Raw genomic sequence first — 15000 nt, forward strand, 5'->3', positions numbered from 1 at the left:
AGTTCAGATCACCCGGCTCCCCGGACGCGCCACCCGAAACCCGGACAAGCTGGCACGCACACCCATGCCCGCACCCCGCCCACGCGCGCCCGAAGGACCAGCCACCCCATGCCCACCCCGCCCCTCGCCGGCTCCACCACCGGACCCACCGCGCTGCGCCCCCTCCTCGACACCGTCCTCACCGCACTGACCGAAGGCGCCCGCCGCCGCGACGGCCCCCTCCCCGCAGGCGGACCCGACACCGTCACCCCCCGCATCCGCGCCACCCTCACCCCCCTCATCCCCGACCAGGGCACCGGCGCCCACCACGCCCTCGCCACCGTCGTCCAAGCCCTCACCGAAGGCGCCGCCGACCCCGCCGACCCCCTCTGCGCCGCCCACCTCCACACCCCGCCCCTCGCCCTCGCCGCAGCCGCCGACCTCGCCGCCTCCGCCCTCAACCCCTCCATGGACTCCTGGGACCAGGCCCCCGCCGCCTCCGCCCTCGAAGCCGACACCACCGCCGCGCTCGCCGCCGAGATCTACCCCCACCACCCCGCACCCGACGCCGTCATCACCACCGGCGGCACCGAGGCCAACCAACTCGCCCTCCTCCTCGCCCGCGAACGCCAAGGCCCCGTCCAGACCATCACCGGCGCCAACGCCCACCACAGCACCGCCCGCGCCGCCTGGCTCCTCGGCCTCCCCGAACCCCTCACCGTGCCCGCCCCCACCGGCACCATCGACCTCACCGCCCTCCACGACACCCTCACCCGCAACCAGGGCAAGGCCCCCCTCCTCGTCACCGCCACCGCCGGCACCACCGACACCGGACAGATCGACCCCCTCACCGCCATCGCCGACCTCTGCGCCCACCACGGCGCCGCACTCCACATCGACGCCGCCTACGGCGGGCCCCTCCTCTTCAGCCCCACCCACCGCCACCTCGTCGACGGCCTCGACCGCGCCGACAGCGTCACCCTCGACCTGCACAAACTCGGCTGGCAACCCGCATCCGCCGGCATCCTCGCCGTCCCCGACCGCCGCCACCTCGACGCCCTCCACCACCACGCCCCCTACCTCAACGCCGACGACGACACCGAAGCCGGCCTCCCCGACCTCCTCGGCCGCTCCCTGCGCACCACCCGCCGCCCCGACGCCCTCAAAATCGCCGTCACCCTCCAGGCACTCGGCCGCACCGGACTCGCCGACCTCATCGACCGCACCTGCACCGCCGCCCATCACCTCGCCGACCTCATCGCCCGCACCCCCGCCCTCGACCTCTACGACCGCCCCACCATCAGCACCGTCCTCTTCCGCCCCACCGCCGCCGACGACCACACCGTCGCCACCATCCGCCGCACCCTCCTCACCCGCGGCCACGCCGTACTCGGCCGCACCCACGCCCACGACCGCCTCTGGCTCAAAGCCACCCTCCTCAACCCCCACACCACCCCCCACGACCTCCGCCGCCTCCTCGACCTCGTCACCCACCTCACCACCGAACTCAAGGAAGGCAGCACCCTGCGATGACCGACCGGCCCACCCCCGACCCCCACCGGCCGCACGACCTCGTCGGCATCGGCATCGGCCCCTTCAACCTCTCCCTCGCCGCCCTCGCCCACGGCCTGCCCACCCCCCTCACCACCGCCTTCTACGAACAACGCCCCGCCTTCCACTGGCACCCCGGCCTCCTCATCGACGGCGCCACCCTCCAAGTCCCCTTCCTCGCCGACCTCGTCACCCTCGCCGACCCCACCAGCCCCTGGAGCTTCCTCAACTACCAACGCACCCAGGACCGCCTCTTCCCCTTCTACTTCGCCGAGCGCTTCCACATCCACCGCACCGAATACGACGCCTACTGCCGCTGGGTCAGCGACCAGCTCCCCGCACTCCACTTCAGCCACCAGGTCGACGCCATCCGCTGGAACCCCCGAGCCGCCCACTTCGAAGTCGACTACACCCAACTCGACGCACTCGGCGAAGCCACCTCACTCGGCCGCGCCCACACCCGCCACATCGCCCTCGGCATCGGCACCGAACCCCACATCCCCGAACCCCTCAAACCCCTCACCGACGCCGCCACCGTCCCCGTCATCCACTCCGCCGACTACCTCCACCACCGCGACCGCCTCCTCGACGCCGACCACATCACCGTCATCGGATCCGGCCAGTCCGGCGCCGAGATCTTCCTCGACCTCCTGCGCGCCCGCCCCGCGGGCCACGAAAAACTCCACTGGCTCGCCCGCACCCCCGCCTTCGCCCCCATGGAGTACTCCAAACTCGGCCTCGAACACTTCACCCCCGACTACACCCGCTACTTCCACGCACTGCCCGAACCCACCCGCGACACCCTCGTCCCCCAGCAATGGCAGCTCCACAAAGGCATCGACCACGACACCATCGCCGCCATCCACGACGAGCTCTACCGCCGCACCCTCCACGGCGGCTGGCCCGACACCACCCTCACCCCAGGCGTAGCCGTACGCACCGCCGGCCGCGTCGCCAACACCCGCGTCGAACTCCACCTCGAACACATCCAGCAAGGCACCCGCACCCGCCTCACCACCGACGCCGTCGTCCTCGCCACCGGCTACCGCGAACGCCCCCTCGACCAGATCCTCGACAGCCTCGCCCCCCACCTGCGCCGCGACGCCTCCGGCCGCCCCCGCATCGACGACCGCTACCGCCTCGGCCTCGGCCCCGACATCACCGGCCACATCTACGTACAGAACGCCGAACGCCACACCCACGGCGTCGGCGCCCCCGACCTCGGCCTCGCCGCCTGGCGCAGCGCCACCATCCTCAACGACCTCACCGGCACCACCCCCTACCCCCTCCCGCAACGCACCGCCTTCACCACCTTCGGCCTCACCCAGCCCGCCATCCCCACCCAGAACCCCACCCTCCGCCCCCTCACCCGCAACAACTGACCCCGCTACCCACACACGAAGAAGGCGGCCGCCCCACCTCCCGCAAAGGAAGAGGAACGACCGCCCTCAGCAAACCCGTACCGCAGAAATCAGAACACCGGCGTACCGTCCCGCGTCAGCCGCCAGTCCACCGAGGCGAACTGCGCACCATCCACCGAACCCTTCGCCTGCACCCAGGCGATGATCGTGTTCCGAATCTCCTCCGAATTCGCCCACAACTGCTTCGCACCCGGAACATGCGGGAAATTGCCCCCACCACTCGCCCGGTAATTGTTCACCGCCAGCACGAACTGCGCCGCCGGATCGATCGCCTTCCCCTCGAACGACAGATTCACGATCCGCGAACCCGCCGGCTTCGCGATGTCGATGTCATACGTCAGACCCGACACCGCGTCGTAGTTGTAATCCGGCGTGTTGTCCGCATTCGTCAACTTCTCCGGATCCACCGGCGCGCCCGCCGCCGTCTGCACGTAATACCGGGCCGAGAACTCCAGGTAGTCCAGGATCTGCGCGCCCGTCAGCAGCCGCGCCTCCAGCGTGTTCTCGAACGGGTAAAGCCCCGCCGCGTCCTTGATCGTCACATCCCCGGCCGGAATCCGCGCCGTACGCGAGAAGCACGACGCCTGCGACAGCACCGGCAGATCCGCGTACTCACCACCGGCCAGCGCCTCCCGCACCGTCTCCGTCTGGACCACGTTGATCAGGTCGATGATCGGCTCGTCCTTCCACGCCGCCTCGGCCGTCGTCATCGCCGCCGTCGACGTACCGATCACCTGGTTGACGTACGCCACGACCTTCTTGTGCTCACCCGTCAGCAGCCTCGTGATCTTCGGGTCCTCCGCCGCCGTGTTCGAGTTCAGCACCCGGGAACCGGCCTTCTCGACCACCCAGCGCCCCTTCTCCCACACCACGTCGAAGTCGAACAGCGTCAGCCGCTGCCCCCACTTCAACGGCTCCGACAGCACGACCTTCTTCCCCGTCTTCTTGTTCTCCACGAAGTACTCGGGAATCTCCAGATGCGCGTGACCCACCAGAATCGCGTCGATCCCCGGCACCTGCTCGGCCACCAGACCCGCCGCGTTCTCCACGTACGGAATCTGATCCCCGTACGACGACGTCCCGCTGTTGCCCGAGTGCGCCGACACGATCACCACGTCCGCGCCCATCGAACGCAACCGCGGCACATACTTCGCCGCCTGCTCCTCCAGGCCCGGGAACACCATCTTCCCGCCGACATTCGCCTTGTCCCAGATCGCGATCCCCGGATTCGTCAGCCCCAGGACCGCCACCTTCACATCCCGCCCGTGCGGAGTGCGCAGCTTCTTGATGACATACGGCGCGAACGCCGGCCGCAACGTCTTCGCGTCCAGCGCATTCGCCCCGAGCAGCGGGAAATCACACTGCTCCTCGAACTTCCGCAGCACCGGAATGCCGTAGTTGAACTCGTGGTTGCCCAGCGCCGCCGCGTCGTAACCGATCGCGTTCATCGCCCGCGCCATCGGGTGCACCGGACCGCGCTTCGCCGTGATCGGATCGATCTTCGCGTAGTAGTACGAGAGCTGCGTGCCCTGAATCGTGTCACCCGCGTCGATCATCAGCGTGTTGTGACGGCCCTTCTCCCGCCGCACCTGGTTCACCAGCGTCGAGATCTTCGCCAGACCGACGTCGTTGTGGTCCTTGTCGTCGAACTCCGCGTCGGTGAAGTAGTCCCAGTTGAAGACGTTCCCGTGCAGGTCGGTCGTCCCCATCACGGTGAACGAGTACCGCTTCTGCCCGTGCCCATGACCATGCCCGCGCCCGTGCGCCTGGGCGGGCGCCGCGGCACCGCCCGCGATCACCGCACCCGCGCCGGCCGCGGCCGATGTCCCCAGGAACGTCCTTCGGTTCAGCGGCATCTCGTCTCCCACATCCCAGTTCTCTTGGTGCTTGGTGCTTGGTGCGAAGTTCTGTCCTGCGCGGTCCGCCCACCGGGTGACGCGTGTAGATCACACACATGCGCGGACAACGCGCGTAGATAATCACCCACGCACCACCCCCGGCAACACCCCCGACAGGTTTCCCTTCCATGTCCATCCCACATCCACCAGCCATCCACCCGCCAACCATCCGCACCACCACCCGGCTGTCACACCCGGATGCCACAGTGGACACATGACCGACACCCCGCAGCCCTACGGCACCCCGGACCAACCCCGCCTCGCAGTCCGAGGCGAAGCCCGCCTCGAAGTCGACCCCGAGACCGCCCACCTCTCCATCACCGTCACCGCCCGCGGCAAAGACCGCCGCGCCGCCCTCGAAGACCTCACCCGCCGCAACACCACCGTCCTCGAACTCGCCCGCGGCTACGGAGACGCCGTCGAGAAACTCGAAACCGGCACCCTCTCCATCACCCCCGAACTCACCCAACGCGGCCGCGACGAAAGGATCCGCGCCTACCACGGCCGCGTCCACATCACCGCCGTCCTCAACGACTTCACCGCACTCGGCGAATTCACCACCCGCGTCGGCGACCTCGACATGACCCGCGTCAACGGCCCCTGGTGGGCCCTGCGCCCCACCTCACCCGCCCACGGCGAAGCCCGCCGCCAAGCCGTCCGCGAAGCCGTCCAGCGCGCCCGCGAATACGCCGACGCCGTCGGCGCGGAACTCGCCGCCCTCGTGGAACTCGCCGACATCGGCGCGGAGAACGCAGCCCCCGCCGCCTACGCCCGCAGCGGCTACGCCGGAGCGCCCCCGGCCGCCCCGGGAGCCGCCGGAGCCGCCCCCGCCATCGACCTCGAACCCCAGCGCCAGACCGTCTACGCCCAGGTGAACGCCCGCTTCACCATGACGCCGCCGAAACTCTGAATTTCCACCCCCCGGCGCGCCCCGGCATGCTCATTCGAGCGTGCCGCCGCACAATTCAACACTTGTCAATAACCCTTCGTTCAAAGGTGGTTGGACAGTCATACGGAGCCAATTACCTACCCATAGGTAAGGTCTAGGCTCGAACCATGCGCCGAGCCAAAATCGTTTGCACCCTGGGACCCGCCACCGACACATACGACCAGATCAAGAGCCTGGTCGAGGCAGGGATGGACATCGCCCGCCTCAACCTCAGCCACGGCACCTACGCCGAACACGAAGAGCGCTACCACCGCGTCCGCGAGGCGTCCGACGAGGCCCGCCGCAGCGTCGGCATCCTCGCCGACCTTCAAGGCCCGAAGATCCGCCTCGGCCGCTTCCACGAAGGCCCCGTACTCCTTGAACGCGGCGACGACTTCACCATCACCGTCGAACCCGTGGAGGGCGACCGCCACGTCTGCGGCACCACGTACTCCGGCCTCGCCTCCGACGTCACCCCCGGCGAACGCATCCTGATCGACGACGGCCGCGTCACCCTCGAAGTCACCGAGGTCGACGGCCCCCGCGTCCGCACCACCGTGGTCGAGGGCGGCATGGTCTCCGACCACAAGGGCCTCAACCTCCCCGGCGTCGCCGTCTCCGTCCCCGCGCTCTCCGAGAAGGACATCGACGACCTGCGCTGGGCCATCCGCACGGGCGCCGACATCATCGCCCTCTCCTTCGTCCGCAGCGGACGCGACATCGAGGACGTCCACCGGGTGATGGACGAGGAGGGCCGCCGCCTCCCCGTCATCGCCAAGGTCGAGAAGCCCCAGGCCGTCGACAACATCGAGGACATCGTCGCCGCCTTCGACGGCATCATGGTCGCCCGCGGCGACCTCGGCGTCGAAATGCCGCTGGAGCAGGTCCCGATCGTCCAGAAGCGCGCGATCAAGCTCGCCAAGCGCAACGCGAAGCCGGTCATCGTGGCGACCCAGATGCTCGACTCGATGATCGACAACTCCCGGCCCACCCGCGCCGAGGCGTCCGACGTCGCCAACGCCGTCATCGACGGCACGGACGCGGTGATGCTCTCCGGCGAGACCAGCGTCGGCACGTACGCGATCGAGACGGTCCGCACGATGTCCCGCATCGTGGAGGCCGCCGAGGAGGACATCCTCGCCAAGGGCCTCCCGCCCCTCACCGACCGCAACAAGCCCCGCACCCAGGGCGGCGCGGTGGCCCGCGCGGCGGCCGAGATGGGCGACTTCCTCGGCGCGAAGTTCCTGGTCGCCTTCACCCAGAGCGGCGACACGGTCAAGCGCCTCTCCCGCTACCGCTCGCCCATTCCCCTCCTGGCCTTCACCCCGGACCCGGCCACCCGCTCCCAGCTGAACCTGACGTGGGGCGTGGAGACGTTCCTCGGCCCGCACGTGGACTCGACGGACGCGATGGTCGCCCAGGTGGACGAGGAACTGCTGAGGATCGGCCGCTGTCAGAAGGGCGACGTGGTGGTCATCACGGCCGGCTCCCCGCCAGGCATGGCCGGCTCGACGAACCTGGTACGCGTGCACCACATCGGCGAGGACGACAGCCCGAAGTAGGGCGGCTCGCTCAGCATTTCGGCCCGACGTGCGCATCCATGAGGGCGACGGATGCCCGTCGGGCTACGGAGATGTTCTTGCCGTTGGTGTGTTTCCACTCGACGCCGAGCTTGTCGAGTGTGTCGGTGTAGAGGCACAGGATGTCGGCCGACAGGTTGGTGAAGAAGTAGCGGGGGTACTCATAGCGCCGCCGTTCGCTACGGACGAGGCGTGTGGCCCAGTTGGTGATTCGGCAGCCGTCGGAGTGGATGAGACCACGGATGAAGTCCCACGGATGGGCGTCGACGATGGCTTGTTGCCACTCGGCCAGAGCGATCTTGCGATGGTGCTTCTTGCCGGGTCCGTGCTGAGGGAAGAGGCAAGGCCAGTGCTTGCTGAAGCAGGTGACGTACTGGCAGCCCGGACTTGATACCAAGCACACCTTGTTCGCAGGTCGCGCGATCTGCACGGCTTCGACGCAGGCATCGATGAGGCCCGGCCAGGCGTCCGCACATGCGATGCGGAGTGAGTACACGCCACGCTTACTCGCGCTGATACACCCGTCGCCAAGGTAAAGGCCGAGTAGATACGAGTATGAGGCCGGAGCTTCGGGCGGACTGGGTGTATCGCCACATCGGGGACAATCGCGACCGCGTGCGTATTCAAGGGGTTCCATCCGGACTAGCCAGGACCGGATGGCGGCTCGGGAAATGCCGGTCTGCTTGCTCACGGCATTTTGACTGAGGCCCTGATCGAGGAGGTCCAGCGCGTGCCTGCGAGTTTCAAGGTCGTACATGCGGCCGAGCTTGAGGAGGCTTTCGAGCTCAGGGGCGGAATCCGTGTTGCGGTCACACGATCACGTGAATCCGCCTCTTTTCCGCGTGACCTTGGAATCGAAGGAAAGTGCCCCAGGTGGGATTCGAACCCACACTTTCGGCTGTTTGAGAGCCGCCTCTCTAGACCAGTTGGAGTACTGGGGCCTTAGAAGAGAAGGGCTGCGACGCCCTGTGTAGCTACACCATACCGTAGCTAGGTAGGCTCATGGAGAGCCATATGCCCTGACCAAGGAGCCCCGTGACCACCCCCGAGTCGCCCCAGCCCGTCGCCGACGACGACAAGTCGCACGTCCCGCCGCTGACGACCCGCGTCGTCATCGCCGAGGACGAGGCGCTCATCCGCCTCGACCTCAAAGAGATGCTCGAAGAAGAGGGCTACTCGGTCGTCGGTGAGGCCGGGGACGGGCAGCAGGCCGTCGAGCTGGCCCGGGAGCACAAGCCGGACCTGGTCATCCTCGATGTGAAGATGCCGGTCCTGGACGGCATCTCCGCCGCCGAGAAGATCGCCGAGGAGTCCATCGCGCCGGTCCTCATGCTCACCGCGTTCTCGCAGCGCGACCTCGTGGAGCGGGCCCGGGACGCCGGGGCGATGGCGTACCTCGTGAAGCCGTTCAGCAAGAGCGACGTCGTACCGGCCATCGAGATGGCCGTCTCGCGGTTCTCCGAGCTGAAGGCGCTGGAGAGCGAGGTCGCGGACCTGGCGCAGCGGCTGGAGACGCGGAAGCTGGTGGACCGGGCGAAGAGCATTCTGCAGACGGACTACGGGCTGTCCGAGCCGGAGGCGTTCCGGTGGATCCAGAAGACGTCGATGGACCGCCGGCTGTCGATGCAGCAGCTCGCGGAGGCGTTGATCGAGGACGCCGAGGAGAAGAAGAAGGCTGCGGAGTAGGTTCCGTGGGACAGGGGAAAGGCCCGCGCCAGGAGGCGCGGGCCTTTCTCGTGCCGGTACGGCTCAGTCCTCGCCGAGGTACGCCTTGCGGACGGACTCGTCGTGGAGGAGGTCCGCTCCGGTGCCGGAGAGGACGATCTTGCCGATCTCCATGACGTGGCCCTGGTCCGCGAGGGAGAGCGCGGCCTGGGCGTTCTGCTCGACCAGGAGGATCGTGGTGCCGGAGGACTTCAGCTCGACGATGGTCTCCATGATCTTCTGCATCATGATCGGGGAGAGGCCCATGGAGGGCTCGTCGAGCATGAGGAGCTTGGGCTGCGACATGAGCGCGCGGCCCATGGCGAGCATCTGCTGCTCGCCGCCGGAGAGGGTTCCGGCGGCCTGCTTGCGGCGTTCCCCGAGGATGGGGAAGAGGTCGTAGGCGCGCTGGACGTCCTTCTCGATGCCCGCCTTGTCGCTGCGGAGGTACGCGCCGAGGAGGAGGTTCTCGGTGATCGTCAGCCGGGGGAAGATGTGGCGGCCCTCGGGGGAGTGGGCGAGGCCCAGGGAGACGATCTTGTGCGCGGGCACGTTGGTGAGCGGCTTGCCCTCGAAGAGGACGCGGCCGCCGAGTGGTTTGAGCAGCCCGGAGAGGGTGCGCAGGGTGGTGGTCTTGCCGGCGCCGTTGGTGCCGATGAGGGTGACGACCTGGCCGGTCTCGACGGTGAACGAGATGCCCTTGACGGCTTCGATCTTGCCGTAGGCGACGCGGAGGTCCTCGACCTCCAGCAGTGCGGTCATCGGTTGTCCTCCTCTTCGGTGGGAGCGGTGGTGGTGGCGGGGGTTTCCTCGGCTGGGGCGGCCGCTTCCGGTGTCGCCGTGGCTTCCGCTTCCGCTTCGGCCGCTTCGACCTCCGCGACCTCCTCGGCGCCGGGGGCGCCTTCGAAGGGGGTGCCGAGGTAGGCGGCGATGACGCGTTCGTCGCTCTGGACGACGGAGGCGGTGCCCTCGACCAGTTTCTCGCCCTGGACGAGGCAGGCGACGCGGTCGCAGAGGTTGAAGATGAAGCGCATGTCGTGCTCGATGACGAGGACGGCGATGCCCTGGTCCCGGATGGCGAAGATGAGTTCTTCGGTGACCCGGGTCTCCTGCGGGTTCATGCCGGCGGTGGGCTCGTCCAGGAGGAGGAGTCCGGGGTCGCTGGCGAGCGCGCGGGCGATTTCCAGTTTGCGCTGGTCTCCGTAGGGGAGGTTGCGCGCGAGGTGGTCGGCCTTGTCCTGGAGGCCGATGAACTCCAGGAGCTCCATGGCGCGTTCGCGGCTGGAGTTCTCGGCCTTGCTGTAGCCGGGCAGGCGCAGCAGGGCGGACCAGAGACCTTCCTTGGTCCTGGTGTGGCGTCCGACGAGGACGTTCTCCAGGACGGTCATGTTGGCGAAGAGGCGGATGTTCTGGAAGGTGCGGGCGATGCCGGCCTTGGTGACGAGGTGGGGCTTGGGCGGCAGGACGGTGCCCTTGTAGCTGACCTTGCCCTCGGTGGGGACGTAGAGGCCGGTGAGGCAGTTGAAGAAGGTGGTCTTGCCGGCGCCGTTGGGGCCGATGAGACCGACGATCTCGCCGGCGTTGACGGTGAGGTCGACGCCTCGTACGGCGGTGAGGCCGCCGAAGCGCATGGTGACTCCGCTGGCGTCCAGGACGGTCGTCGCGGTGGTGGCGGTGTTCGTGGTGGTGGTCATGGTGGTTACGCCCCCGCCTTGGCGATGCCGGCGTCTGTCTCGTCGGGCTTCCGGGGTTTGGGCACGTCGAGCTGGTCGGTCTCGTGGAATTCGAGCTGCTTCCTGCGGTCGGCGACCAGGCCCTCGGGGCGGAAGCGCATGAGGAGGACGAGCGCGATGCCGAAGAGGAAGAGCTGGTAGTCCTGCATGAACTGCAGCTTGGCCGGGATGAGGTAGAGCAGTGCGGCGCCGACGAAGGGTCCGCTGAGGGTTCCCATGCCGCCGAGGATGACGGCGGCGAGGAGGAACGCGGAGTTCGGGGGCACGGAGCCGGCGAACTGGTACTGCTCGGGTGTCACGGTGTAGTTGACGTGTGCCTGTACGGTGCCGGCGAGTCCGGCGAGGGTGGCGCCGAGGGCGAAGGCGAGCAGTTTGAGCCGGAAGGCGTTGATGCCCATGGCGGTGGCTGCGGTTTCGTCCTCGCGGATGGCGACCCAGGCGCGGCCGATGCGGGAGTCGCCGGAGCGGCGGAAGACGAGCACGACGACGGCGGTGACGACGAGCATCAGCAGGTAGTAGTTGGCCGGCCTGCTGAGGGTGAAGGGGCCGATGTCGTGGGTGAGCCCGAAGTCGATCCCGAAGAGGTTGAGGTCGGGGATGCTGGGGATGCCCTGGGAGCCGTTGGTGAGGTCGGGTCCGCTGTTGCCGTTGAGGTTGTTGACGGTGACGCGGAAGATCTCACCGAAGCCGAGTGTGACGATGGCGAGGTAGTCGCCGCGCAGTCGCAGGGTCGGGGCGCCGATGAGGACGCCGAAGATGAGGGAGACGACGGCTCCGGTGAGGACGGCGGCCCAGAAGGGGAACTGGACGCCGATCGCGGAGAGGGGTGCGCCGGAGACGAGGGCGGCGGTGTAGGCGCCGACGCCGAGGAAGGCGACGTAGCCGAGGTCGAGGAGGCCGGCGAGGCCGACGACGACGTTCAGGCCGAGGGCGACGGTCGCGAAGATGAGGATGTTCGCGCCGATGAGGGCGTATTCCGCGGTGTCCTGGGTGAAGGGGAAGCAGAAGGCGGCGACCAGGGCTGCGGTGAGGGTGACGTTGCGGTGCTTGGTGGTCAGCGCGGTGATGCGGGCGATGAGTCCGGCCCGGGTGAGCGCGGTGAACGCGAAGGCCGCGGTGATGAGGAAGCCGATGAACTGTTCGGAGTCCTCGGTGGGGATGTCGATCCCGTAGGTGAAGATGTACAGCGCCAGGCCGAAGGCGGCGGCGATGACGAGGATTTCGGCCCAGGCCGGGAGGGTCTTGGCGCGGGGTGCCGAGGGGGCGGCGAGGCTGTTGCGGAAGCGCTGCCAGGCGTTCGGCTCGGGCCCGTCGGCGGGGAGTGCCACGTCGCTGGGGAGTGCGAGGGAGGCGATGACGGCGATGAGTGCGCCGATGCCGCTGACCCAGGCTCCGGGTTCGAGGTTGACGACGCCGCCGAGCTCGTAGGAGATGGCGCCCATGGCGTAGCCGGTGGTGCCGAGGGTGGCGAGGGCGAGGAGGCGGACGGGGCTGTTGGTGCCGCCGGGGGTGAGCCAGCGCAGTCCGGGGATGCCGTATCCGGTGGCGGTGAACAGCAGGGTGAGGATGGCGCCGGTGAGGGTGAGGACCTGGAGGCCGCCGGGGTAGCCGGTGACGGTGAGGTCGCCGGGGAATTCGGAGGTCCAGGTCCAGGGGAGGAGGGTGCCGGCGAGTGCGGCGGCGGCGCCGGCGAGGGTGGCGATCCGGGCGGCGGGGGCGGGGATCGGGATGAGCGTGGTCTGGGTGGTCATCCGTATCACGCCCTGTCCGCGACGCGTTCGCCGAGCAGGCCCTGGGGTCGCAGCAGCAGGACGACGATGAGGAGGACGAAGGCCCATACGTCCTTCCAGGCGCCGCCGCCGAAGAGGTCCATGCCGGGGACGTCGCTCATGTAGCCGGTGGCGAGGGATTCGGCGACGCCGAGGACGACGCCGCCGAGCATGGCGCCGTAGATGTTGCCGATGCCGCCGAGTACGGCGGCGGTGAATGCCTTGAGGCCCATGAGAAAGCCCATTTTGAAGCCGATCTGGCCGTTCTTGAGCCCGTAGGCGACGGCGGCGACGGCGGCGAACGCGGCACCGATGGCGAAGGCCATGACGATGATGCGGTCGGTGTTGATGCCCATGAGCTTGGCGGTGTCGGGGTCCTGCGAGGTGGCCTGCATGCCGCGGCCGGCGCGGGTCTTGGAGACGAAGAGGCCGAGGGCGATCATGCAGACGGGGGCGGCGATGAGGACGAAGAGGTCACCGCGCTGGACGTGGGCGCCGAAGACGTCGAAGGCTTCGCCCTTGAACTGCGGGAAGGGGCGGTCCTTCGTGGCGTTGGGGTACCACTTCCAGATGGCCTGCTGGAGTGCGAGGGAGAGTCCGATCGCGGTGATCAGCGGGGCGAGCCGGGGGGCGTTGCGCAGCGGCCGGTAGGCGAAGCGTTCGGCGGCGACGCTGACGGCGACGGAGCATATGACGCCGCCGATGATCATGAGGGGGACGATCGCGAGGAGGTTGGAGCCGGCCGGCATCCAGAGGTACACGGTGAGAGCTCCGAAGCCTCCGATCATGAAGATCTCGCCGTGGGCGAAGTTGATGAGCTGGATGATTCCGTAGACCATCGTGTAGCCGATCGCGATGAGTCCGTACATCGCGCCGAGGATGAGTCCATTGGCCAGCTGTTGCGGCAGTTCGTGCACCGCAGGGCCTCCGTGGAGTGGTTCGGATATGGCACCGCGCGGGAGTGCTGGTAGCGCTCCCGCGCGGTCTGGGGTCAGTCGGGTGTGACCGGGAGCTTGTTACGGCTTGTATGCCTCGCTGAGCTTGGAGGCCCACTTGCCGCCGTCGACCTGGTAGGCGGTCATCATGGTGTTGGTGGTGTCGCCGAACTCGTCGAACGAGACGGGGCCGGTGACGCCGTCGAACTTGACCTTGCTCATGGCGTCGAGGACCTTGGCGCGGGCGTCGTCGGGGAGCTTTCCGTCGTTCTCGGCGACGGCGAGCTTGACGGCCTCGATGATCGACCAGGTGGCGTCGTAGGTGCCGCCCCCGTACGCCTCGTAGGCGTCCTTGTATCCGGCCGTCTGGTAGTCCGCGATGAACTTCTTGGCGGAGTCGAGCTCTTCGACGGGCTTGCCGACGGAGGTGGCGATGTCGCCCTGGGCCTTCTTGTTGAGCTTGATGAAGTCGGCGCTGTACATGCCGTCGCCGCCCATGAGGGGGATCTGGACGCTGTCCTTGAGCTGCTGGCTCAGGGGGGCGCCGGCGGGGTACTCGCCGCCGTAGTAGACGGCCTTGGCGCCGGACTTCTTGACCTTGGTGACGACGGCGTTGAAGTCGCGGTCGTCGGGGTTGACGTGGTCGGAGCCGACGATCTTGCCGCCGAGGTCGGTGAAGGTGGCCTTGAAGGAGGCCGCGAGACCGGCGCCGTAGGGCTTCTGGTCGTCGATGAGGTAGACCTGCTTGATCTTCGCGTTGTTGTACAGGTACTTCGCGGCGAAGGCGCCCTGGATCTGGTCCGTGGTGGCGGTGCGGAAGTAGGTCTTGAAGGGGCGCTTCTTGTCGCCGGTCTTCCAGTTGTCGCCCTGGGTCAGCTCGGTGCCCGTGTTGGCGGGGGAGACCTGGGTGAGGCCGGCGTCGTTGAGCGGCTTCTGCATCGACTGGGAGACGCCGGAGTTCAGCGGGCCGACGACACCGACGACCTTCTTGTTGTCGATGAACTTCGTGGCGTTCTGCTGGCCGACGGAGGGCTGGGCCTGGTCGTCGAGCGGCTGCACCTCGAAGGTGATGCCCGGGACGGTCTTCTCCTTGTTCGCCGTTTTGGCGGCGAGGTCGGCGGAGTTCTTGATGCCGAGGCCGAGGGCGGAGAGGTCACCGGTGAGCGGCGCGTCGACGCCGATGACGACGGTCGTGTTGCCGCTGCCGCTGCCGCTGTTGCCGTCGCTCTTGTTGTCGTCGTCGCGCGACCCGCAGGCGGTGAGCGTCAGTGCACCGGTGGTGAGCACTGTGGTGAGGATGAGCAAAGAACGGTGTCGCACGAAAGGTCCTTTCCCTGGCGCGGCCTCCTCGCTTGAGGTGCCGTGTCGTTCGCCGGGCCGTACTGGGTTGGTACAGGGCCGTGCTGCAGACGCGCCCGGCGGCGCGGTGACTGGCGGTGACTCTAAGGGCAGTGGTGGGGGTCGGGAGCGGTGCCGGCCAAGGATGTGACTGTCTTGTTATG

The 15000-nt window shown here is 68.3% G+C and carries 12 protein-coding genes and 1 tRNA gene; 5 read left to right on the forward strand and 8 right to left on the reverse strand.

From position 1 onward, the window contains the following. Nucleotides 1-108: 108 nt before the first annotated feature. Entirely contained in the window at nt 109-1512 is a 1404-nt protein-coding gene (locus E6R18_RS03570; protein WP_136315351.1) for an aminotransferase class V-fold PLP-dependent enzyme, read from the forward strand. Then, nucleotides 1509-2912, forward strand: coding sequence for a SidA/IucD/PvdA family monooxygenase (locus E6R18_RS03575; RefSeq protein ID WP_136315352.1), 1404 nt, complete (start codon nt 1509-1511; stop codon nt 2910-2912). Before E6R18_RS03570 ends, E6R18_RS03575 begins: the two co-directional genes overlap by 4 nt. A gap of 89 nt (nt 2913-3001) precedes the next feature. On the opposite strand, the gene E6R18_RS03580 is transcribed toward E6R18_RS03575, so the two are convergent. Continuing rightward, complete coding sequence (locus E6R18_RS03580; RefSeq protein ID WP_136315353.1) at nt 3002-4807, reverse strand: 5'-nucleotidase C-terminal domain-containing protein; 1806 nt, start codon at nt 4805-4807, stop codon at nt 3002-3004. A gap of 256 nt (nt 4808-5063) precedes the next feature. Here E6R18_RS03580 and E6R18_RS03585 point away from each other — a divergent pair, with 256 nt between their 5' ends. Continuing rightward, nucleotides 5064-5759 (forward strand): SIMPL domain-containing protein, encoded by a 696-nt coding sequence (locus E6R18_RS03585; protein ID WP_136315354.1) that lies wholly within the window; start codon nt 5064-5066, stop codon nt 5757-5759. Between the two features lie 146 nt (nt 5760-5905). Then, nucleotides 5906-7339, forward strand: coding sequence for a pyruvate kinase (pyk, locus tag E6R18_RS03590; protein WP_136315355.1), 1434 nt, complete (start codon nt 5906-5908; stop codon nt 7337-7339). A gap of 10 nt (nt 7340-7349) precedes the next feature. On the opposite strand, the gene E6R18_RS03595 is transcribed toward pyk, so the two are convergent. Next, a complete protein-coding gene (locus tag E6R18_RS03595; RefSeq protein WP_136315356.1) occupies nt 7350-8114 on the reverse strand; it encodes a helix-turn-helix domain-containing protein in 765 nt (254 codons plus the stop codon). 108 nt (nt 8115-8222) lie between these two features. Next, nucleotides 8223-8298: transfer RNA gene (locus E6R18_RS03600), tRNA-Leu, on the reverse strand. A 94-nt stretch (nt 8299-8392) separates the two neighbouring features. Here E6R18_RS03600 and E6R18_RS03605 point away from each other — a divergent pair. Further along, entirely contained in the window at nt 8393-9043 is a 651-nt protein-coding gene (locus E6R18_RS03605) for a response regulator (RefSeq protein WP_136204607.1), read from the forward strand. 63 nt (nt 9044-9106) lie between these two features. Here E6R18_RS03605 and E6R18_RS03610 read toward each other — a convergent pair whose 3' ends face one another. The 5 genes from E6R18_RS03610 to E6R18_RS03630 form a co-directional block, all read right to left on the reverse strand. Then, a complete protein-coding gene (locus E6R18_RS03610) occupies nt 9107-9823 on the reverse strand; it encodes an ABC transporter ATP-binding protein (RefSeq protein ID WP_136315357.1) in 717 nt (238 codons plus the stop codon). Further along, a complete protein-coding gene (locus tag E6R18_RS03615) occupies nt 9820-10755 on the reverse strand; it encodes an ABC transporter ATP-binding protein (RefSeq protein WP_136315358.1) in 936 nt (311 codons plus the stop codon). Before E6R18_RS03615 ends, E6R18_RS03610 begins: the two co-directional genes overlap by 4 nt. 5 nt (nt 10756-10760) lie before the next feature. Next, a complete protein-coding gene (locus tag E6R18_RS03620) occupies nt 10761-12545 on the reverse strand; it encodes a branched-chain amino acid ABC transporter permease (RefSeq protein ID WP_136315359.1) in 1785 nt (594 codons plus the stop codon). A 5-nt stretch (nt 12546-12550) separates the two neighbouring features. Further along, nucleotides 12551-13480 carry a branched-chain amino acid ABC transporter permease gene (locus E6R18_RS03625; protein ID WP_136315360.1) on the reverse strand — a complete coding sequence of 310 codons (930 nt, stop codon included), beginning with the start codon at nt 13478-13480 and terminating at the stop codon, nt 12551-12553. Nucleotides 13481-13579: 99 nt separating this feature from the next. Continuing rightward, a complete protein-coding gene (locus E6R18_RS03630; protein ID WP_136315408.1) occupies nt 13580-14803 on the reverse strand; it encodes a branched-chain amino acid ABC transporter substrate-binding protein in 1224 nt (407 codons plus the stop codon). Between the last annotated feature and the right edge of the window lie 197 nt (nt 14804-15000).

The organism is Streptomyces sp. A1277 (assembly GCF_004795015.1).
Taxonomy (GTDB): domain Bacteria; phylum Actinomycetota; class Actinomycetes; order Streptomycetales; family Streptomycetaceae; genus Streptomyces.